Origin of the sequence: Roseomonas mucosa ATCC BAA-692 (genome assembly GCF_000622225.1) — a bacterium.
In the GTDB taxonomy this organism is placed as follows: Bacteria; Pseudomonadota; Alphaproteobacteria; order Acetobacterales; family Acetobacteraceae; genus Roseomonas; species Roseomonas mucosa.
In genome coordinates this window covers 50,152-70,921 of sequence record NZ_JHWD01000001.1, presented here as the reverse complement: position 1 = coordinate 70,921, position 20,770 = coordinate 50,152, and the positions used below count along the sequence as shown (strand labels likewise).

Below are 20,770 nucleotides of genomic sequence, written 5' to 3'. Positions count from 1 at the left end.
GGGAAGGCGCGGTCCGCAGGCGCCACCCCCTCCTCCTACCATCCCGGGAAAGGCGCGCCCATCGCGCCCCGGTCCGGCGCCTCCTGCCCGGCGCCTCCTGCCCGGCGCCGTCCGCGCGCCCGGCTTCCGCATCGCAGCGCTGGCCTTCTGCCCGCCGGGGAGGCAGGATCGGGCCCGGATGACCCTGCTTCCCCAAACCGAGGAGGAGGACGAGGCCGAACGCATCGCCGCCTGGCTCGCCGCCCGGCCGCATTTCCTGGCCGAGCGTCCCGCCCTCTACCGCCGCCTGGAACCGCCCCGCCGCGTGCATGGGGAAAGGCTGGCCGACCACATGGCGGCGATGCTGGCCGCCGAGCGCCATGCCCTGCGCGACACCGCCCGCGCCGCCCGCTCCGGCGACAGCCTCGCCACCCGCGTCCAGGGCGCCGTGCTGGCGCTGATCGGCTCGCACGATCCGGCCGAGACCATCGCCCTGGAATGGCCGACCCTGCTGGGCCTCGATTCCGTGGCCCTGGCCGCCGAGGGCCTGCCCCGCCGCCACATCCGCCCGCTCCGCCCGGGCGGGCTCGGCCGCCTCCTGCCACCGGGCCGCCACCTGCTGCTGCGCGACCGTGGCGCCGCCGGCCTGCCCGACGGTGCCGCCCTGCACGGGGAAACGGCGCCCCTCGTCGCCCGTGACGCCCTGCTGCGCCTGCCCGGCACCGGCCTGCTGGCTCTCGGCACGCGCGAGCCCGCGCTGCTGCCCGCCCAGGGCTCCGGCCGCGCCCTGGACTTCCTCGCCCGCGCCGCCGCCACGGCCCTCGCCTCCGGGGGAAGGGAGGCCGCCGCGCCATGAGGCGCCCCGCCGCCCCCGTCGCCCGCCCCGCCCCCGCCATGCCACCGGAATCCGCCGCCCTTGGCGCCATCGCCGCCCGCGCCGCCTTTCTCGACTGGCTCGCCGGGGAGCGCCTTTCCAGTCGCCACACGATCACCGCCTATGGCCGCGACCTGGCGGATTTCCTGGGCTTCCTGACCCATCACCTAGGCCGCGAGCCCGACCTCGCCGCCCTGGCCGCGCTCCGCCCCGCCGATCTCCGCGCCTTCCTCGCCCGGCGGCAGGAGGACGGCGCCGGCAATGCCACCCGTGCCCGCCAGCTCGCCGCCGTGCGGGCCTTTCTGCGCTGGCTGGCCCGCCGCCACGGCTTGCCGCTGGACATGCTGGCCGGGCTGCGCGGCCCACGGCTCAAGCCCCCCATCCCCAAGGCCCTCACCGCCGCCCAGGCGCGCGGCGTGGCGGCGGAAATCGGCCAGGGCCAGGACGACCCCGCCCTATCCGCCCGCGACAACGCCCTCTTCACGCTGCTCTACGGCGCCGGGCTCCGCATCTCCGAGGCGCTGTCCCTCGATGTCCGCGACGCGCCGCAGCCGGGCGGCACGCTCCGCATCCGCGGCAAGGGCGACAAGGAGCGGCTCGTCCCTGTCCTCCCCGCCGTGGCTGCGGCCATCGCAGAGTCCCTCCGCCATCGCCCCGGCGCCCGGCCGGAGGACCCGCTCTTCATCGGGGCCCGGGGCGGGCGCCTGCACGATGCCCTGGCCCGCAAGCTGATCCAGAACCACCGGCGCCTCGCCGGCCTGCCGGAACACGCCACCCCGCACGCCTTGCGCCATTCCTTCGCCACCCATCTGCTGGGCGGCGGTGCCGACCTGCGCGTGATCCAGGAGCTGCTGGGCCATGCCAGCCTGTCCACCACCCAGCGCTATGCCGCGGTGGATGCGGCGGGCCTGCTGGAGACCTGGCGCAAGGCGCATCCGCGCGGCGGCTGAAGCGGCGCGGATTCATCAATGGGCGATTTCCTTGACTTGATAGGATTTTTATCCTAGAAAGTCAAGGCCAGCGGGCGAACCGCGCCCGATGGCCCACCCCAGCCCATCCCTGCACCGGAATTCCCGGCCGCCCCATCCCGGACGCGGTCGGGAATGCCGCGTCGCCATGCCTCCGGGCCTGGTCCCACGCGGCCGGTGCGTCGCGCGAGGCCCCCGCCCCATGCCCCTGCCCCACCTGCCCCTCGCGGTGGCGCTGCTGCCGGATATCGCCCGGTGGCTCGCCACCGATTCCTCCGGCCTGCTCGGTTCCCGGGTTTCCGAGGCCGTCACCCAGGCCACCGGCGCCGCCGGGGCCCAGGCCGCCCATGCCGCCGTGGCGGCCGATCCCGCCCTCGCTGCCGGCCTGCGGATGCGCCTGGCGGAGATCCTGCTGGCGCACCTCCCGGAAAGCGGCGGCGGCGCCCCGGGCGATGGCGCGAAGCCCGCCTCCGCCCACCTGGAACTGCCACCCCTGCAGCCCCTCCCCTGGGGGCCGGCCCTGATCTCCAGCCTGGTGATCCTGGCCTTCCTGGTGGTGATGGTGCTGCTGGTCTCCTTCAACCACACCTTTCCGCCGGAAACCGCGGCGCTGGTGAACATCACCGTGGGCACGCTGGGGGCCGCCTTCGCCTCGGTGGTGAATTTCTGGATCGGCTCCTCACAGTCCGCGCATGAGAAAGACCGTCTCGCCGGGGTGCTGCAACGGGCGCAGACGGTGCAGGCCGGGGAGCAGGTGCAGTCTGCCCTCTCCACCCTGCGCGACATGGCCGCGACGCCATCCAACGTGGCCAGCCTGCCCCGGACCGCCTCCGCCCCCGATTCGCCGGAGGAACGCTTCGACCGCTGCCTCGCCGTCGTGCTGCAACAGGAAGGCGGCTTCGTGAACGATCCGCGGGACCCCGGCGGCGCCACCAACATGGGCATCACCCGGGACGTGCTGAGCGCCTTCCGCGACCGGGCGGTGACGGTGGACGAGGTCCGCGACCTGTCCCGTGCCGAGGCGCGAGAGATCTACCGCGCCCGCTACTGGACACCGATGCGCTGCGCCGAGCTGCCGCCGGGGGTCGATCTCGGCGTCTTCGATTTCGGCGTGAATGCCGGTCCCTCGCGCGCGGTGAAGCTGCTGCAGAAGGCGGTGGGTGTGATGGCGGATGGTTCGGTCGGTCCCATCACCCTGGCCGCCGCGCGGGCGTTGGAGGCGGAGCGGCTGATCGCCTCCTTCTCCGAGGCCCGCCTCGCCTATTACCGCTCGCTGGACGGCTTCGCCCGTTTCGGCCGGGGCTGGGCCAACCGGACGGAGGCGGTGCGCATGGCGGCGCTCCGGATGGCCGGCACGCCCAGCCGGGCTGCCGCCTGAGAAACACGGCACCCGGCCACGTGGTGCCGGGGGGGCTTCCCCTCTCCGGCGCCATGCGCTAGACGGGCGCTGACGGACCCGTAGCTCAGCTGGATAGAGCGTTGCCCTCCGAAGGCTGAAGTCAAGGGCTGCTGGTTTGTGAGAGACGTAGAAAAGGAGATTGTTTACAAAGGTTTGCGGGAGTTACCGTTGAGGCTTCCACCCTACAGGTTTTCCGCGTAAGCACTGCGTAAGCAACAGGCACCCATAGCTCAGCTGGATAGAGCGCTACCCTCCGAAGGTAGAGGTCTCAGGTTCGAATCCTGATGGGTGCGCCATCTCTCAGACAGACAGTACGATCGCTTTCAGGCTCCTTCATGAGGAACTGGGCGGAGCTGATGGCGCCGTTGTGACGCTGCGAATACCTCCAAGCCCTGCGGGACTTGACCAGCATCGCTCGCAAGCGGCACGCGTAATGGCAGAACTTACCTGCGACTTCTCGCCGTTCACGAGTGTTTTGGCATCCGACAGCTATTGTCGGACGCCGACATTCAAAGGGGTGCTCAGATGCCGCACTGTTGATTGATCTAGCAGGGAGCGTAGCGCTGTTCCTGATCAAGCTAGCGCGAAGGGGGGCTAGCCAATGCTACAGATCGTGCAAGGCATGTATTTCCGGCCGGTACCGCTCACGGACACGCTACACCGGGGTATTTTTTATACAAACCTGCGCGCCTTTCGTGAGCAGACACTGACCTTCGTTTTTGGGAGGCTGCTGCCTTCGACGACATTTGATGGTCCGCGCACCTTCACGGTCGAAGCGCGAGAGCAGCTGGAAGCCCAGAGCCCCTCCGGGACGCTTGAAGTCCTCGCCGCCACCAGTGGCGACCAGTTGCTCGACGAGGTTGCCGCAGTAGTCGCCTTCTGTACCAAAGCCACTTGCGTCCGCGACCATGACATGGCGCGCCGGCTGATTTCTGCTCAACAAGGCGAGGAAAGAAATCGCCGCGGTCCCGCGAGCCTATTGCGCCAGACCTTCGACGCAACGGTTATCCTCACGGACGAGGGTGTAGCGGACCTTGAACGCTTCACGCGCTCACTCCTCGGGCTACAGCGCAAGAGCTACGAGGCGGTCATCAGGGCCATACGCCAGATCGTCGATGCGACGCTTATCGTCGATGAAGACGCCGCATTAGCATATACATTGATGGTGGCGGCTCTAGAATCACTCGGCCAAGCGTCCGAAAGCGAACCCGCTGTCTGGGAGGACTACGATCCGTCGAAACGACATCGGATAGACGCAGCCACCCAAGGACTTGACGACGTTGTCCGCGCGCGGATCGAGAGCGCCGTGCTTGCAAATGAGCATCATGGTCTTCAGCGGCAGTTCGTCGCCTTTGTGCTAGATCACGTTGAGCCCTCCTTCTATCGGAACGAAGCTGTTGGCGCGATCCGACCAATCAAGACTACCGAGCTCCCAAACGCGCTGCGCCAAGCCTATTCTATCCGCTCGCGAACCGTTCACGCTTTGGAGCGCTTGGCTCGGGAGGTTTGGATGGCAGGCGATCGTGCCGATACGGCATTGCTAGACACCGGCATTGTCCTAAGTTTGGAAGGACTGTCACGCCTGAGCCGTCATGTGGTGCGGCGCTTCGTTGAGCGTGCTCCTCAAGGTGTCGATTCGACATTCAACTACCGCTCAGCACTACCCGGAATCATGCCGGGCCGCTGGGCAGCGCAATATTGGATCGGACGGGCCGAGGGGTTCAATCGTGATACCGCTGCCGAGTATTTCGATGGAATGCTAACATATCTGATCGAGGGGCTATCAAAGCGTAGCGAGACGGGTCTTGTCGATATGAGCCCTGTTCTAGAATCCATCGAGGGCACGGCGCTCGGCCTTTCCAAACGAGAGGATCGCCTTGCGATGGCCGGGATCATGACGGTCTGGAACACGGTCGCTCCCCCGGACCGTCGTCGCAGGCTCAAGCCGAAGCTCGCCAAGCGGTTTGAGGCCGACTTGGCGGAACCGAGCATGGTGAGCTTCGCAATCGGAATGGTGCTCGGACGGCCGATTGAATGGTCGACCGAAGATATGCAGTTGCTTTCCGACGCCCGCTGGAAAGAGCGGTTAGGCAACAAACCCGCCCCTCTTCCGATGCGAGTTGATGCGGCTCTCCACATCCTGCTCGCAGACCGGCTCTTGCACGAGGGCAGCAAAACTAAGGCGCTGGGTGAGCTCGGTCGTGCGGTCGAGACTGTTCCCGGACTTGCTCCCCTGATCGAGTTCGAACAGGCGATCGAACGCGGTGAGGACCCTGTACTGAATCTCGGTCGCTTCGTGCTCGGCGAGGCGGAGTTTATTGGAGCAGCGTCGACTGCCAGCCACCGACCGGAGTCGGATGAGGGGCAACCGGGAGAAGTGCGTTCTGACTAACGTCGGAGATACTCCGGCGTTACTCCACATGTACGACTAACGCTCTAGCGCGTTCTCCGAAAAATGCTCGCGGATGAAGTCGAGCTTGGGATCGATGTATCGCCGACAAAAAGGCCTGTTCGGGTCGGTGCGATAATAGTTCTGATATCGCTCGTCCGAAGCTTTGAAGCCCGCGAATGGTAGGACGAGGGTGTGGACCGGCTTGCCGGTCTCCGCAGCGTATCCGCGTATCGCCTCATCGGCTTCGGCTCGCTGAATCTCGTCGAAGATATAGATCGCGCTTCGGTACTTGTTTTGAACCGAGCGCGCACGAGTGGCGGAGTGTGTGCGCAGGTGCACCTCGGACAGTGTCTCCAGTCCGATAACGGAGGGTTCGAACGTTACAATCACCCCCTCGGCCCAGGTGTCCGCCGGGGCGGCCGATTGTAGAAAGCCCTGGTGGACCTGCGTGACGCCGCGCAACGCTTGGAAAACGCCCTCGGTGCACCAGTGGCAACCTCCTCCAAAGCCCACCTGTGCCATACTTAGCTCCTGCGCAAAGGCACAACGGCCGGGCCAGACTTATCGAGCTGGCGGACGAACGCGATGATCCGCTGTCCGACATCGTTCGCCATTTCGACATGAGGGTAGTGCCCAGCGCCCTCGACAATCATGGTTTCGGCATGGAGCCTCGAAGCCAAGCTTCGGGCTTCTTCGACAGGGTCCGTGAAGTCGGGATCCTTTGTGCCCATGACGATGAGGCTCGGCACAGAGATCTCGTCCAAGATCGCTGCGGTGTCGGACTTCGACAATGAGAGCATCGTCAAGAGAGCCTGCATGCGCTTTGGCTCCCTGAGGTTTGCAGCAATCGCCGCTTTTACCTCAGCATGATCCGGCGCCGGTTTCGTCGGGAATAGGCTGCTCCAGTAAGTGGTCCAGAACCAGGTTCGCCATGGCCCCGCGAATCCGAGCCCAAGGACAAGTTTCTGGATCGTCGTGAAGGGAAGATCGCGAACGATCGGACCGAGCAGCACCACCCCGTTGACGTGACTAGGAGCTTCCTTGGCAGCCCAAAGCGCGGAGCCGGCTGCGAACGAGTTGCCCATGATCACGGCTGGCCCGTCAGCCAACTGTCGGAGGATGGCGACGGCGTCACGGCCGACCGCTCGCGCGGAGTAATCCGACCACTCCGGCGACGATTGGCCGAATCCGCGGACGTCCATCGTCACCACTCGGCATCCCGCATGCTGCAGCATGGGCTTGATGAGCCGATACTCGGAGCGCAGGTCTCCCATTCCTGGGATGCCTACGACGAGAGGTCCGGTTCCACCCGTATCGTCGAAGGCTATCCTACCGCCCTCTGTCTGAAGGAACTGGGTCTGCACATCGTTAGGCGCCATGAAACGATCCGATCCGTTGAGCAGCAGACCTATCGGCTGACTTCGAAAAGGAACCACGCTCGGCGTTCCGCTTCGTCGGTCCAGGTATCGATCAGGCCGGAGGTCGCGTTGTCCTTCGCCTCGTCGGCGACTTCCTTTGCGCGGCGCAGCGACTCGACCATGTGAAGATTATCGGCGCGCAGCTCCGCCAGCATGTCCTGCGGCGTGACGAACTCAGCGTCGTTGTCCTTGATCGTCTGGTGGCTGGCGATATCGCCGATCGATCGTATGGTCGTATTTCCGGTCTTCCGGGCGCGCTCCGCCATCGCATCGGTCGCTGCGAGGATTTCCGCAGCTTGCTCATCGAGAAGGAGATGGTAGTCCCTGAAGTACGGGCCCGAGACATGCCAGTGAAAGTTCTTGGTCTTGAGGTAGACCGCATAGCTGTTCGCCAAAATGATCTTCAACGCATCCGCGACCGTCATGGTCGCGTTCTCGTCGAGGTCAGATGGTGAAGGCACGGTTGCAGCACTGGAGTTTGTCATCGCGTGAACTTCCTCGATGAAGGCTTGCGCAAAAGATCAGCGCCGATTCTCTGGAACGCTGAGGTATAGAAGATGAATTTACCTCAGATCGAAGTCCAATGGCCTGTGTCTATAGTTTCGATAGTTCTGGCGACCAGAAGGGGCGCTTGGAGCGGCACGGGAAAATGGGAAGGCAGCGAACCCCACATGCTCATCAGGCATTCGGCTGATAGCCCAATACGAAAGCGATAACCTTCTCCGAGGACATCTCGCACGGCTTCAGCGACGCACTGCCCGAAGCAACGCGATACAGATTGAAGCTGACGATGTCGTTCCCGGCTAGTTCTCGAGCAAAAAGGCTGTTCCTCCGTCCATCCTCCGACCGACGAACCGTCACGCCGAAACGCCTGCCTTCGTAAGCGCCTTCGCTATACCCCTCAGGCAGACGCTCGAAAGCCGTATCGAATTCTGGATGGTCCATTCTGCATCACCGCCAATCGGCCTTCGCCCTGCGAACGTGAGTGCTGCGCCATGCGATTGGGGTCATCGCGTCAGTCTGACGTTGCGGCCCCAAAGAAACCCCGCGTCATTAGCGCTAGCGAAGTCCGGGTCCACGTAGATGAAAACACGCTTGATAAGCGCGCCGTCGAACTCGAATACGTTGGCGAAACGGCCTTCGGACCGGCCTTCAACCGGCCACGCCGTGCCGTCAGCCATAACGCCACCTTCAAAGCCTTCCACAATCACGTGGTCGCCGGCTACGTGGAAGGTCATGCGATCGAAATCGTGCTCGATCCGCTGAAGCGACCCCAACAGACCCTTGGCGACTTCCATGAATTCGGCTTTGCCATATCCAACTCCGAACTTCGGGAAGTACGTCACGACATCGTCAGTCAGAATGTCGAGGATGGTGGGATCGCCACTGTCGATTTTCCGGAAATAGTCGGTGGCGACGGCGATGCGGTCTTGGGTCACCTCTGCATTCGGCACTCTATGAACTCCTGAGATGCGGAAGCTTTATCCGCTATTGCTTCGAGAATAATGGGCCCTGCAGGATCAGCCGGTCTGCTGCCCGGAATTCAACGGAGCGCTGAGGTGCGGAAGTGATCGTCCTTCAGTTATCCGCGTGACACGCCCGTCGAGCATCGATTCAGACCAGGACGCCCCCTGACACATCTATCACCGCGCCAGCTGTGTAGCTTGCAGCGGGACTAACGAGGTAACTGACGGCGCCCGCCACTTCCTCAATCGTGGCGATCCGACGGATGGGATGCATATCGATGACGGCCTGCGGAAAATTCTCAGCAACTTCCCCGGTCATGTCGGTTGGCATGATGCCAGGTTGGACCACGTTGACGGTAATGTTGCGTGGGCCAAGATCGCGTTGCACCCCACGGGCATATCCTGCGATCGCTGCCTTGGTTCCTGCGTAGTCGGCAATTCCCGGCACGATCGCTCGGGTGCCCAGGCCGGAACCGATGAAGACAATGCGGCCACCGTCAGAGATTTTCTGCGCCGCCGCACGCGTGATCGCCACGGTGCCCATGACATTGACCATCCACTGCCTGTCGAACGCGGCGGAATCGAGCGTCGGATCGTCAACCAATTTTCCTTGGACGGCGATTGCGGCGTTGTTGATCAAGATGTCGAGCTTGCCGAGTTCAGCTACGACCTGCTCGACCATCGGCTTGGCGGCGGACGTATCCGCTTGATCGCATCGAATTGCGAGAGCGCGAACGCCTTTGGCCCTCACCACCTCGGCGACGGACTCGGCTTTATCGGCCGACGCAGCGTAGGTGATAGCAATATCGGCTCCCTGATCGGCGAGCGTCGCCGCCAGCACGGCGCCAAGGCCTCGAGAGCCACCCGTGATGATAGCGACTTTGCCGTCCAAAACTTTCGACATCGGCGGTTCCTTTCTGAAATCTAATTGCCGGCGGACGGCTACGCGACGTTGACGCCTTTCCAGAAGGCGATGTGATCCTTGATGGAATGGGCCGCCGGAGAAGGGTCGGCATAGGTCCACGCAGCGTTTGCGTTGCGCCGGTCCCCGACCCGGAGATGGAAGTATTGGGCCGTCCCCTTCACGGGACAGACAGACGTGTGCTCGCTCGGTTCCAGATACTGCCGGTCAACCGAGTGAGGCGGGAAATAATGGTTTCCATCCACAACCATAGTCTCGTCGCTTACCGCGAGGGTGACATCGTTCCAAACTGCTGAGACCAAACCGGACTCCTCTCTCGTCGTTCAGCCACTTCCATCGACAAGTGGCCCTGTCGGGCGGGACAAATCAGTTTGCCGTGGTTTGTCCGGCAAGCAGCTTGTCGAGCGAGCCATCTGCATCGAGCGCAACGAGATCGTCGGAGCCGCCGACATGCGTCTCGTTGATGAAGATCTGCGGCACGGTGCTTCGCCCCGACGACTCGATCATCGCCTTCCGGTGTGCAGGATCGGCTTCGATATCAAGCTCAGTGAATGCCACGCCCTTCTCTTTGAGGAGCGCCTTCGCACGACGGCAGAACGGGCACCAACTCGTGGTGTAGATGAGGACTTCAGGCTTCATGTTGCATCTCCAATCGTTGAGGGGTGATGGGCCGGCCGGATTCGCGGCGGTCATCCGAAGGCAAAGGCTTGCGCCCCAGGGTCTCGTGGACCGCGCAGCTCCGGCGTCCGAGTTGGTCGAGGCGCTGGACATCACGCCGCCATCTTTCGGACCGTGTCCAAGACCCGGTCTTGCCGGTATGGCTTGGCGAAGAACACAATGTCCGCTGGAACAACGGCTTCGTCAGGCCAAGGCCTCCCGGACGTGATTATGATCTGGATGGTTGGCCACCGCCGGCGGATGCAAATGGCGAGCATGATGCCATCGATCCCGCCGGGCATGTTCACGTCCGTGAACACGACGCGCACATCCAGTCGTTCCTCCAGGGTCATGAGCGCGGCGGATGCATTCGGCGCCTGCAAGACTTCGAAGCCCGCCTCCTCGATCATGTCCGTCGCGAACAGTCGGAGAAGTGGTTCGTCTTCGACGACGAGCACCACGGGTTTCACCATTCCACCCATACTCCCATCAACCTTGAACCAGGTGACGCATGGAGGCGTGCAGATCGGCCGTTAACCCGGCGGGCTCGTAGCGAACATCGACACCTCCGGTGCCGACCAGGCCGATGTTGATCAGCTTCGATCCAAAGCCTCGGTGAGTTGGCGGCACAACCGGAGGCCCACCCCGTTCTCGCCATGTTACGCGCAGAAGGTCGTCGTCCTGGCCGACTTCGACATCCCACGACAGCGAGACGTGGCCGTCGTCACTGGTCAGCGCGCCGTATTTGCAGGCGTTTGTCAGCAACTCGTGGACGATGAGGGAAAACGAGAGCGCCGCTCGTGGTCCCAGCGCCACCGCCGGCCCACTCATGTCGACCCGATCTGAGAACCCGATCGCGTCGATCACTGTCGCTGCGACAGCTTGTAGATCAGCTTGTGTCCAACTCATTTGGTGCAAGGCGTCGTGCGCCGCGCTCAGAGCCATCAGCCGACGCTCGAAGGCGTAGACCGCTTCGCGATCGGTGACGCTTCGCAGCGTTTGGCTCGCGATGGCCTGCACCATGGTAAGCATGTTCTTCAGGCGGTGAGCGATTTCGCCGTTCACTATGAGTTGCTGCTGCTCGGTACGATGCCTCGCGACGCCTGCCTCGAGCCGGTCTGCCGCACTTCGTAGGAACGAGATTTCCTCTGCGGGCCAAGGTCGGGGATGCGCCGAATGAACGAAGAAAACGGCGATGGTTTTGCCACGATCTCGAACCGGCATGTCGACCAGCGACCGAACGCCGACCCGCATTGCGCTCTCGAGATTGTGCAGAGTGCGATCGTCGGTCAGGGCGTCCCACACAACGAGAGGGTCGCCAACGACGAGCGGCTCGCGCAAGTTCCCGTACTCGTCGAGACGGTGGCGCCCGGCAATGCTCACCGCCCCCGGGGCCGTCCAATCGGTTTCGACGTCAATCGTATCGACGTCCTCGTTGACGGATCCGAACCCGGCTCGGTCAGCGGAGAGCGTTCGGCCGACAATGGCGGCGGTCGCCGAAGCCATCTCTGCCGTATCGTGGCTGCTCCGAATGGTCTCGCCGATTTCGACCAAGGCTGTCTGCAGGGCTGTGAGGCGCTCACTGGCCTTTGCGATCCGGCGGAGTTCGAGATTTTCGCTGGCGAGACGGGCAAGGGCTTGCAGCATCGCCTTTTCCATCTCGCTGAGCCCTTCAGGCCGCGGAACGGTATCGATGACGCACAGCCGACCCACGATCGCTCCCGATCGCAGGACGAGCGGCGCGCCAGCGTAGGCGCGAAAGTGCCGGACGCCCGTGACGAGCGGATTGCGCTTGGTCCGCGCATCATTTGTGAGATCGACGATCTCTAGAAGATCGCCTTGATCGATCTCGATCCGACAGACCGAGTGTTCGATCTCCGTCTCGCATACCTCAAGCCCGTACTTGGCTTTGAACCATTGCCGGTCAGTATCCAGCAGGGTGATGAGCGCGATGGGAACGTCACAGGCCTTTGCGGCGACAAAAACGAGATCGTCGAAGGCTTGCTCATCCGGTGTGTCGAGCACCATGAGGTCTGCAAGCGCCCGCGCCCGCTGTGCCGCCCCGAAATCGGTTCTGTCAGCGCTCAGGCTCACCGCAGTTCTCCTGGATGATGCCTCGAAGGTCGAGCGTGGCCGATCATCGGCGCTTCCCGCGTCATGTCAGTGCCCCCTCATGCGGGGCGGCCACTGCGCTGACGGCACGCCCGCTTGGCCGCTCTGATCGGCGATGGCGTCACCGACGGCGAGGACGATCTTGCCCTGGATATGGCCTGCCTCTGCGCGTTCGTGAGCGACGGCCGCTTCGGAAAGGGGATATGTGCTATCGACGGCGACGCGGACCTCACCGCTGTCGAGCAAGCGAGCTAGCTTGGCCAACTGATCGCCGCTGGAACGCACCTGCGTCGCCGAAACGGTCACTCCTCGGTCGGCAGCCTCGTCATGTCCGGCAAAGCCAAGGGGAAAGATCGGGAACAGCGCACCGCCACGACGTATGGTCCGAAGGAAGCGGCCGGAGGCCGGACCGCCGACGGCATCGACGACAAGATCGATGTCGCGCACATCGTCTTCGGGTTTAGTCTTCGTGTAGTCGATGAACTCGTCGGCGCCCAGTTCGCGAAGGAACGCTTCGTGCCGGGTTGAAGCGACGGCGATGACACGCGCGCCTTCGTGCTTTGCCAACTGCAATGCCAGATGACCGACACCGCCCGCAGCCCCGTTGATCATAACGCTCTTCCCAGCCAACGGGACCGGGCTGTGGCGCTCGGGCTGCAGCGGGTTCTGCTCGTTATGGCCTAGCTCGATCAGGAACTGCCAAGCGGTCAGCCCCGACATGGGAACGGCGGCTGCATGAATGTGGTCCAGGTGTCGGGGCTTGGCCGCAAGGTCGGAAGCAGGCGCGGAAACATACTCGGCGTATCCCAAGCTCTCGCCGAAACTGGGAAAGCGGATCATTCCAAAAACTTCATCGCCGACCGAGAACGCCGTCACATCGTCAGCGACCTTCTCGACGATCCCGGAGACATCCGAGCCGGGTATGGCGGGGAATGTCACCGACGGCCGCCACTCGGGCGGCAGAGCCTTGTATCCCTCGCGGAGATACCAGTCGGGCGGGTTGAGGCCTGCCGCTTTTACACGGACGAGCACCTCTCCCGGCTTTGTCACAGGTGTCGGCGCCTCCTCATAGCGAAGGACATGAGGAGCGCCGAACTCATGGAAGCGGATCGCTTTCATTTTTCGTCCTCCGATCAGACGCGTTCGAGGAGGGCGACAGTGCCTTGACCACCATCGGCGCAGATGCTGACGATCCCGCGAGATCCGACCGGCATGGCCCATAGCTCTTTCACAGCTTGGCTGAGATCGCGCGCGCCGGTCGCGCCGAAGGGATGTCCGATGGCTACCGAGCCGCCGTTGGGATTGACGCGATCCCAATCGAAGTTGCCCATCTCCTCCGAAACACCGGCCTTGTCTCGGACCCAGTTCGGATCAGTAATGGCCGCGACGTTGGCCAGCACCTGTGCCGCGAACGCCTCGTGGATTTCCCAAAGTGCGATGTCGGCGAAGCCAAGGTGATGGCGCGCCAGAAGTCGTGGAATGGCATAGGACGGCGCCATCAGCAGCCCCTCCGTGCGCAGGTCGACCGCCGAGACTTCGTAGTCGATTATCCGCGCATAGGGCGTGCCATCGGGCAGCCTCTTCAGACCCTCCTCGTTGGACACCCAACAGCCGGCCGCCCCATCCGTGATGGGGGAGCTGTTGCCGGCTGTCAGGCTACCCATTCCGCTCTCACGATCGAAGGCGGGCTTCAAACCGGATAGACGTTCGGCGGATGTGTCCGCGCGCGGGTTCGCATCGCGGGAAAGCTCCGGCAACGAGATCACGAGGTCATCGAAGAAGCCGCCGTTCCAGCCGGCGACGGCGCGCTGGTGGCTTTTTAGAGCCCAGTCATCCTGAGCCTCACGCGAGATGCGCCACGCCTTGGCGGTCTCCTCCATGTGATCGCCCATCGTCCTGCCCGTAAGGCGGTTGGCCCAGCCCTTCGTGGGGAGCACATAGTCTTGAGGGGTCAACGCCCCCAGGGCGGCAAGTGCTGCGGCCGGATCCTGCGCGAAGAGATCGGTGAGTCGTTTAGATGCCTCAGCGGTGAGAGCGAGCGATGGTCGGCTCATGACCTCAGACCCGCCGACCAGTATCAGGTTGAGCCCGCCGCCGAGCATCCCGGCTGCGGCGAAGCTCGCGGTCATGCTGGTCGAGCACGCTAGGACTACGGAGAATGCTGGAACGTTGGGGTTGAGCTTCCCGTCCAGCCAGATTTCGCGAGCGATGTTGCTCCAGCCCAGGTTCGGGATGACGGTTCCCCAGATCGTCAGATCGGGCTCCGCAAGCTTCGCCATTTCTTCAACGACTGGCACTGACAACGAGACCGCGTCATAATTTGCCAGCGCTCCTCCGCCACGACCGAATGGTGTCCGCAAGCCTGCGGCTATGAAAACTGGTTCGGCGAAGCGGCTCACGGTGATCTCCCAAAGCTAAAGATTCTAATTAGACGAGGTGGCGTAGTGCGGTCCGCTGACGGCAGGCGCCGGCCGTCAGGGCGTCTCCCCATCCCTGAGGTCGATGACCATTTTTCCGATGTTTTTTCCGGCGAACAGATCGAGGAACGCCGAAGGGGTTCTCTCGAGGCCGTGAACTACCGTCTCCTGCCATTTGACCTTCCCATCGGCGATCCACCGGGTGACGTCGCGCTGGAAATCCTCCCAAACCGACATGTTGTGGATGGTGACGAAGCCTTGCAGCAGGAGGCTCTTCTCAATAACCGCATAGATATTGCGGGGGCCGACCGGCTCGCTGTTGTATTGCTCGATCATTCCGCACAAAGCGAAGCGTGCGAAGCCATTGGCCGCCTCAAGCGCGGCTTCCAGGTGCGTGCCACCGACGTTGTCGAAATAGATGTCGACACCCTTAGGCGCAGCTTCGCGAAGTGCTGCGACCATGTCGTCCGTATTCTTGTAGTTTATCGTGGCATCAGCGCCTGCTTCCTCGCGCAGCCAACGCAATTTGTCCTCGCCGCCCGCAGACGCAACGACTCGGCATTCCTTGATCTTTGCGATTTGGACAGCGAGCGATCCGACCGAACCCGCTGCTGCTGACACGAACACAGTTTCGCCAGCTCGCGGCTTTCCGATCTGGAGCATGCCGATGTAGGCGGCGAAGCCTGGGAAACCGAGCGGGCCCAGATACGCCTGCTCTGGAATCGTCGTATCGATCCTAGTAGCGGACGCGGCGTCGATGATCGCGCGGTCGCGCCAGCCGGCAAAGTGGCTCACAACCTCGCCAGGGCTGAACCGTTCATCCTTGCTTTCGACTATGACGCCGATCGCGGCGCCATCGAGAGGCTCGCCAACTTGGAAGGGCGGCATATAGCTTTCTCGACCGGTCATGCGGCCGCGCATGTAAGGGTCAACGGAGAGCCACCGGTTGGCGACGAGCAGTTGTCCTCGCTCTGGCGCGGGGAGATCCTGCTCGACGAGTTCGAAGTTGTTGGCCTGCGGTAGCCCTTCGGGACGACTTTTAAGGTGAAATTGACGGGCCATGATGGTCATGGGCGAAGCCTTTCCCGGACAGAGCTTGAGCTGGGCGCTCCCGCGTGATGGGATGCGATCATCTGGCCGCCCCTACCCACCGTAGCGCTCGGTCTTGATGATCGAGACGCCCAGCCCTGCCGACAATGCGCTGTCCGTCGCGATGTTGACGAAACCGTTCGACCCGCAAACGAACACGTGGCCCGGGTCGCGACCGAGACGTGCGATTGTCGCCTGGACCATCCCATCGTCGATCCGTCGGCCATAGTCCGAGGCGCGCTTTGGCGCTTCTCGCGTAATCGCGAGCGTCAAGATGAACGTGGGATCGCTCATCTCGATTAAGTGGAGTTCGCTGGAGAAGAGCACGTCCTCAGCGGTTCGCGCCGACAAGAGCAGAGCGACTGGAACGGCCTGTGCCGATGCCCGACGCTGCCGGATCATCGCCATCAGCGGCACCACGCCTGAACCTGCGCCGATCAGCAGCACCGGCTTGTCGGTAGGCTCGGGCCAAAGAAAGTGGCCTCCAAGCGGTCCCCTGAGTTCGATCTCGTCGCCGGCTGCGGCGACGTCGTGGAAGAATGGCGAAACTTCGCCATTCGGCAGGCGCTCGATGGCGAGTTCCAGGATCGGTGAAGAGCCCGCCGACGATGCGATCGAATAACTGCGCATCGCCTGATAGCCGTCTGGGGCGGTCAGCCGGACGTCGACGTGCTGGCCTGCTGTATGGACGAATGGTTCCTGCAACCGCAGGAAAAAGCTCTTGATACTCGGTGTCTGTTGGACGATTTCGTCGATCACGCCTGACTGCCACGACGCGGGTTGCGCATCGAACTCAGTCATGGGTGTACCGTTGCTCGCGCCACGGATCACCGTAGATGTGATAACCGCGCAACTCCCAGAACCCGGCCTCGTCGCGAGTGGTGAACTGCAGCGCATTCACCCACTTGGCGGACTTCCAGAAGTAGAGATGCGGAACAAGAAGGCGCGCCGGTCCGCCATGGTCGCGGGGAAGCGGCTGGCCCGCGTAGCTCAGCGCGACCATAGCTTTGCCGGACAACATGTCCGCGAGCGGAACATTCGTCGAATAGCCATCGTAGCAGTGCGCGAGAACGAAGTCTGTTGGCTGTTTAACTTCAGCGTCAGCGAGGATGTCCTCGATCAGCACGCCTTCCCACTTCGTGTCGAGCTTGGACCAGGACGTGACGCAGTGAATGTCTTTGGTCACTTTGGTCTTTGGAAGGGCGTTGAATTCACTCCAACTCCAGACCTTCACGGGTCTCGGACCGATCTTGACCGTGAACTTCCAGTCGGACGTCTCGATACGAGGCGTTGGCCCAGCGGTAAGAACGGGAAAGTTCTCCACGAGATGTTGACCTGGCGGAATACGGCCCTCGTGGTCGCCGCCTGAACCGCGGCCGGTGAAACCTCTGGTGACCATGCCGAACCCCCTTGCTCGTCACGACGGACCGACCGACTTCATCTCAGGCTAATGCGTAGATGACCCTCGCAAAGGAAAGATATCGAGCGGATCGCAAAGCTGATGTTCAGACAACCGGGTGTTAAATCAGTAGAGACACGCAATTCATCACTATGACTCGCGATAATCCCGCCTCGACTATAGCTTTATATCAGACTGCTTTCCCAATGCCCTGTCGCTATAGTTTCGATAGCTTTGAATCGGTGTTGCGTGAGCGTTATGGCTCGTGGGACAGAGAAGCTTCGCGAGGTGAGGTCGCCAGCATGCGACTGCGGCGTGCCCAGGAGGTCGTCATTCCCATCCAAGACGAGATTATCGCAGCGCTCGGCGTTTCGGCGTCGTTCGATGCCCGACGCGAGGCGGCAGAACGCGCCGCCTTCCTCCGCGACTATCTTAGGTCGTCGGGGCAGCGAGCGTATGTGCTTGGAATCAGCGGCGGCGTCGATTCCCTGACGGCGGGCCTAATCGCGCAATCGGCCGTGAAGGATCTGCGTCAGATCGGGTACGAATGCGAGTTTGTAGCGGTGCGGCTGCCCTATGGCGAACAGATGGACGAGCGCGATGCTCAGCTTGCCTTGTCAGCCATCAGGCCCGACCGCGTTGCCGTGATCAATATAAAGCCCGCGACCGACGCGCTGTGGAGCGGGATGACAGGCTCCGATTACGAGTCCGCCGACCCCGGCCTGCGCAGTACGGTGCTCGGGAACATCAAGGCACGCCAACGGATGGTCGCCCAGTTTGCTCTCGCGGGGACCCTGGGCGGCCTTGTGATTGGCACGGACCATGCAGCCGAAGCGGTGATGGGTTTCTTCACAAAGTTCGGCGATGGCGCGGCCGATGTTCTCCCTCTCGCCGGTCTCAATAAGCGGCGCGTTCGCGCGATCGCGTCTCATCTGGGCGCCCCGGCGGAACTGATCAGTAAGGTTCCCACGGCAGATTTGGATGACGCGATGCCGTTACACCCCGACGAAGACGCCTACGGCGTGACCTATGATGAGATAGACGATTACCTCGAAGGAAGGGGTGTGGCCCAGGCGGCGGTCGAGACGATCCAAAGAGCGTATCGAGCCACCGCGCATAAGCGCGCGCTGCCTGTGGCCTCCAACGTGCAGCTTCTGGCGCCGCAAGGGTCGAACGGACGCTAAATTTGCTCCCGCCTAGGACATAGAAACTATGTCACGCCGCTATTGGAAAAGACCGGCGTTGGAATTCATAGTCATCCACGTAAACTCGTGGCCTCGTCGGGTATAGTCTAGACAGGATTCTGGTCTTATCGACTATTCGACGCTCGGGCCGTGGGGCGGTGAAGTATAGCAGTTCCCCTGCGCTCGCGAGTTTTCGCTGCACGTCGGGCACATGCTTCGTGTTCGGAGAGAGGGATGAGCGCGGCCGATCGTCAAGCGCCAGAGCTTCGCATTCATCGGTGGATCGGCGTGGATGGAAGCGACCTTAAGGCGCCGATCAAGCTATCGGATCTTGGCGTAGGGCCGAAGGTCCTTTTCGCGTTTCAGCATTGGTGCAGGGGCTGCCATCTGCATGGGTTTCCTACACTGCAGAAATTGCATGGTGCGCTGGAGTCCAGAGGCGTCGGATTCGCAGTGATCCAGACGGTCTTCGAAGGCGCGCACGAAAATACATTCGACAAGTTGCGCATCAATCAGGTGGAGTACCGTCTCCCCGTCGCTTTCGGGCACGACGAACCGCCGCCTGGTGCTGCGTTTCCAACGTTCATGGAGGATTACCGGACACGGGGAACGCCGTGGTTCACGGTCATCAACGCCGACGGTTGCGTCGTCTTTTCGGATTTCCACCTGGACGCGGATCGTTTGGTGGCAAATTTGGAGAGCTCGTGAAACATGCCACGGTGGCTCATTCTAGCCTGCACCCACTTCGTCGTTGGCATCACAGGCTTTGCTGCCGGCATCTACACGCTGCCTATCCTCACCGCGCCGGCGTCGCCCACTGAAGCTGCGTTGAGGAGTTCGACGCCTGAGGCGCTCTATTCGGGAAAGCTTTCTCGTGATCTAGCCGGCAGCGACCTGCTGCACTGGGGTGAAGGCGAAGTGCAGATCCTGCCTCACCGGATCGCGCACATTGGCCGTCTCTCTCCCGGGCCGGACTACAAGCTTTATCTCGCCCCGCACTTCGTAGAGACCGAGGAAGCGTTCCTCGCGATCAAGGCCGCGTCCGTTCGGGTCGGCGATGTGAGGGCCTTCAACGGCTTCATTATGGAGGTGCCCGCCGACATCGACGTTCGCGACTACAGTGCCGTTGTCATCTGGTGCGAAGCCTTCGATCAGTTCATCAGTTCTGCGGCGTATCAGCCGCCGCGCCAGGCTCGGAAATGAGTCAGGCGATGGATAGCGTGAAGGCGGCCTGCGCGCGGGGGCTCGTTCTGGCGCCGGTCGCAGCGCTGTTGTTGAGTGTCGCCACCTTGCTCTTGGGCAATGGTCTATTGGGTACCCTTCTGATCGTGAGGGCTGGTGAGGAAGGCTTTTCCGCTCAAACGATCAGCGCGATGATGTCCCTATACTTTGCGGGCTTCACCATTGGCGCTCTCACGCTGCCCAGGATGATCGTGTCCGTCGGTCATGTGAGGACTTTCGCTGGCTTCGCCGCGATCGCCTCGATGACGGCTCTTCTTCATGTCGCATTCGTGGAGGCGAACGTATGGATGCCGCTTCGCCTTGTGACCGGTTTCGCCTATGCAGGCATGATCCTGGCGACTGAGAGCTGGCTCAACGCTCACGCGATTCAATCCACGCGCGGTCAGCTTTTGTCGATTTTCGGCGTTGTTTCGATGGGTTCATGGGCCCTTGGTCAAGCGCTTCTCAACATCGCTCCACCCGCAGACGTGACGCTGTTCCTGTTCGTCTCGCTGCTGATATCTGCGGCCGTCGTCCCCGTCACGCTACTGCCCAGTCATCCCCCGGCCGAGGTTCAACAGGAGCCCGTCGCCTTTCGCGATCTCGTTGCAATTTCGCCCCTTCCGTCGGTCGGCGTTTTCCTAGCCGGTCTGGCCATCGGCGGCTTCTGGGGACTAGGGCCCAATTTTGCGCAGAGGATTGGCCTCGATGTGGGCGGCATTTCTTCGTTCATGGCTGCGGTCCTTGGTGGAACGCTCGTGCTGCAGTGGCCATTGGGATGGCTATCGGACCGCGTGTCGCGGACACTCGTCATTGCCGGCGCCGCCCTGGCTTCCGCGGCGGCCGCGATCGGCGTAGCGCTGGCTGCGGACGCGCCTCTGCCTGTGCTACTTGCGGCGGGCGCGCTGTTCGGCGGCTTCGGTATTCCCATCTATTCGCTATGCCTTGCCGTTGCGAACGACGACCTTCCTCCGGGTCGGCTGCTGGGCACCGCTCGCGGACTTCTCCTACTCAACGGGATCGGAACCGCCGCCGGGCCGCTCATCGGAGGCCTGGTGATGGACCTCCTCGGTCCTGGCGGCCTGTTCCTCTACGCGGCGGCATTGCTGACTGCCCTGGCGGTCTTGGCCGGTGTGCGTAGGCACTCCGACCGATCCGTCAAGACAAGAGCGACACGCTGCCCGAGCACGGCGATGATAACCGGGTCGCTCGACGCGATGATACGAACCCCGGCGGATCAGCGCCGCTGAGACGACGATGCCCATAACCGAAG

The 20,770-nt window shown here is 62.9% G+C and carries 23 protein-coding genes and 1 tRNA gene; 9 read left to right on the top strand and 15 right to left on the bottom strand.

Annotated elements, in window-relative coordinates:
* Positions 1 to 178: 178 nt before the first annotated feature.
* The 5 genes from BT98_RS0100395 to BT98_RS27055 all read left to right on the top strand — a co-directional run bounded on the left by BT98_RS0100395 (position 179) and on the right by BT98_RS27055 (position 5,612).
* Positions 179 to 835: a hypothetical protein gene (locus BT98_RS0100395; RefSeq protein WP_027297111.1), complete on the top strand. Its 657-nt coding sequence runs from the start codon at positions 179 to 181 to the stop codon at positions 833 to 835.
* 38 nt (positions 836 to 873) lie between these two features.
* Positions 874 to 1,803, top strand: a complete 930-nt coding sequence (locus BT98_RS0100390) for a tyrosine recombinase XerC (RefSeq protein WP_027297110.1) — start codon at positions 874 to 876, stop codon at positions 1,801 to 1,803.
* Between the two features lie 220 nt (positions 1,804 to 2,023).
* Positions 2,024 to 3,199, top strand: coding sequence for a glycoside hydrolase family 108 protein (locus BT98_RS27750; protein WP_019463287.1), 1,176 nt, complete (start codon positions 2,024 to 2,026; stop codon positions 3,197 to 3,199).
* A 240-nt stretch (positions 3,200 to 3,439) separates the two neighbouring features.
* Positions 3,440 to 3,516: transfer RNA gene (locus BT98_RS0100380), tRNA-Arg, on the top strand.
* 305 nt (positions 3,517 to 3,821) lie between these two features.
* Positions 3,822 to 5,612 carry a hypothetical protein gene (locus BT98_RS27055; RefSeq protein WP_072492846.1) on the top strand — a complete coding sequence of 597 codons (1,791 nt, stop codon included), beginning with the start codon at positions 3,822 to 3,824 and terminating at the stop codon, positions 5,610 to 5,612.
* 36 nt (positions 5,613 to 5,648) lie between these two features.
* Here the strand turns inward: BT98_RS27055 and BT98_RS0100370 are convergent, their stop codons facing one another.
* The 15 genes from BT98_RS0100370 to BT98_RS0100310 form a co-directional block, all read right to left on the bottom strand.
* Positions 5,649 to 6,134, bottom strand: a complete 486-nt coding sequence (locus BT98_RS0100370) for a peptide-methionine (S)-S-oxide reductase (RefSeq protein ID WP_027297108.1) — start codon at positions 6,132 to 6,134, stop codon at positions 5,649 to 5,651.
* A gap of 2 nt (positions 6,135 to 6,136) precedes the next feature.
* Complete coding sequence (locus BT98_RS22670) at positions 6,137 to 6,991, bottom strand: alpha/beta fold hydrolase (protein ID WP_072492847.1); 855 nt, start codon at positions 6,989 to 6,991, stop codon at positions 6,137 to 6,139.
* Positions 6,992 to 7,020: 29 nt separating this feature from the next.
* Positions 7,021 to 7,515, bottom strand: a complete 495-nt coding sequence (locus tag BT98_RS0100360) for a Dps family protein (RefSeq protein ID WP_027297107.1) — start codon at positions 7,513 to 7,515, stop codon at positions 7,021 to 7,023.
* A gap of 193 nt (positions 7,516 to 7,708) precedes the next feature.
* Positions 7,709 to 7,975, bottom strand: coding sequence for a hypothetical protein (locus BT98_RS26435; RefSeq protein ID WP_024588016.1), 267 nt, complete (start codon positions 7,973 to 7,975; stop codon positions 7,709 to 7,711).
* Positions 7,976 to 8,037: 62 nt separating this feature from the next.
* Positions 8,038 to 8,484, bottom strand: a complete 447-nt coding sequence (locus tag BT98_RS22665) for a nuclear transport factor 2 family protein (RefSeq protein ID WP_207790344.1) — start codon at positions 8,482 to 8,484, stop codon at positions 8,038 to 8,040.
* A gap of 160 nt (positions 8,485 to 8,644) precedes the next feature.
* Positions 8,645 to 9,400 carry an SDR family NAD(P)-dependent oxidoreductase gene (locus tag BT98_RS0100350; protein WP_027297106.1) on the bottom strand — a complete coding sequence of 252 codons (756 nt, stop codon included), beginning with the start codon at positions 9,398 to 9,400 and terminating at the stop codon, positions 8,645 to 8,647.
* Positions 9,401 to 9,438: 38 nt separating this feature from the next.
* Positions 9,439 to 9,720, bottom strand: a complete 282-nt coding sequence (locus BT98_RS28515; protein WP_062342448.1) for a DUF427 domain-containing protein — start codon at positions 9,718 to 9,720, stop codon at positions 9,439 to 9,441.
* 64 nt (positions 9,721 to 9,784) lie between these two features.
* On the bottom strand, positions 9,785 to 10,057 hold the full coding sequence (gene grxC, locus BT98_RS0100345) for a glutaredoxin 3 (protein WP_027297105.1): 273 nt from the start codon (positions 10,055 to 10,057) through the stop codon (positions 9,785 to 9,787).
* Positions 10,058 to 10,188: 131 nt separating this feature from the next.
* Positions 10,189 to 10,536, bottom strand: a complete 348-nt coding sequence (locus BT98_RS0100340; RefSeq protein ID WP_239406385.1) for a response regulator — start codon at positions 10,534 to 10,536, stop codon at positions 10,189 to 10,191.
* Between the two features lie 28 nt (positions 10,537 to 10,564).
* Entirely contained in the window at positions 10,565 to 12,169 is a 1,605-nt protein-coding gene (locus BT98_RS25805) for a sensor histidine kinase (RefSeq protein ID WP_051544228.1), read from the bottom strand.
* Between the two features lie 66 nt (positions 12,170 to 12,235).
* Positions 12,236 to 13,306, bottom strand: coding sequence for an NADP-dependent oxidoreductase (locus BT98_RS22655; RefSeq protein WP_051544225.1), 1,071 nt, complete (start codon positions 13,304 to 13,306; stop codon positions 12,236 to 12,238).
* A 14-nt stretch (positions 13,307 to 13,320) separates the two neighbouring features.
* Positions 13,321 to 14,586: a thiolase family protein gene (locus BT98_RS0100325; RefSeq protein ID WP_027297103.1), complete on the bottom strand. Its 1,266-nt coding sequence runs from the start codon at positions 14,584 to 14,586 to the stop codon at positions 13,321 to 13,323.
* Positions 14,587 to 14,661: 75 nt separating this feature from the next.
* On the bottom strand, positions 14,662 to 15,675 hold the full coding sequence (locus BT98_RS0100320) for an NADP-dependent oxidoreductase (protein WP_027297102.1): 1,014 nt from the start codon (positions 15,673 to 15,675) through the stop codon (positions 14,662 to 14,664).
* A gap of 72 nt (positions 15,676 to 15,747) precedes the next feature.
* Positions 15,748 to 16,494, bottom strand: a complete 747-nt coding sequence (locus BT98_RS0100315) for a ferredoxin reductase (protein WP_027297101.1) — start codon at positions 16,492 to 16,494, stop codon at positions 15,748 to 15,750.
* Positions 16,487 to 17,092, bottom strand: a complete 606-nt coding sequence (locus tag BT98_RS0100310; protein ID WP_024350792.1) for a sulfite oxidase-like oxidoreductase — start codon at positions 17,090 to 17,092, stop codon at positions 16,487 to 16,489. Before BT98_RS0100310 ends, BT98_RS0100315 begins: the two co-directional genes overlap by 8 nt.
* A 302-nt stretch (positions 17,093 to 17,394) precedes the next feature.
* On the opposite strand from BT98_RS0100310, the gene nadE reads away from it, so the two are divergent.
* The 4 genes from nadE to BT98_RS0100290 all read left to right on the top strand — a co-directional run bounded on the left by nadE (position 17,395) and on the right by BT98_RS0100290 (position 20,747).
* Complete coding sequence (gene nadE / locus BT98_RS0100305) at positions 17,395 to 18,276, top strand: ammonia-dependent NAD(+) synthetase (protein ID WP_051544223.1); 882 nt, start codon at positions 17,395 to 17,397, stop codon at positions 18,274 to 18,276.
* 234 nt (positions 18,277 to 18,510) lie between these two features.
* Entirely contained in the window at positions 18,511 to 18,984 is a 474-nt protein-coding gene (locus BT98_RS0100300; protein ID WP_027297099.1) for a peroxiredoxin family protein, read from the top strand.
* 3 nt (positions 18,985 to 18,987) lie between these two features.
* Positions 18,988 to 19,479, top strand: a complete 492-nt coding sequence (locus tag BT98_RS0100295; RefSeq protein ID WP_027297098.1) for a DM13 domain-containing protein — start codon at positions 18,988 to 18,990, stop codon at positions 19,477 to 19,479.
* Between the two features lie 8 nt (positions 19,480 to 19,487).
* The gene (locus BT98_RS0100290; protein ID WP_027297097.1) at positions 19,488 to 20,747 is read left to right on the top strand and encodes an MFS transporter; all 1,260 of its coding nucleotides are present in this window, start codon (positions 19,488 to 19,490) and stop codon (positions 20,745 to 20,747) included.
* The last annotated feature ends 23 nt before the right edge of the window (positions 20,748 to 20,770 follow it).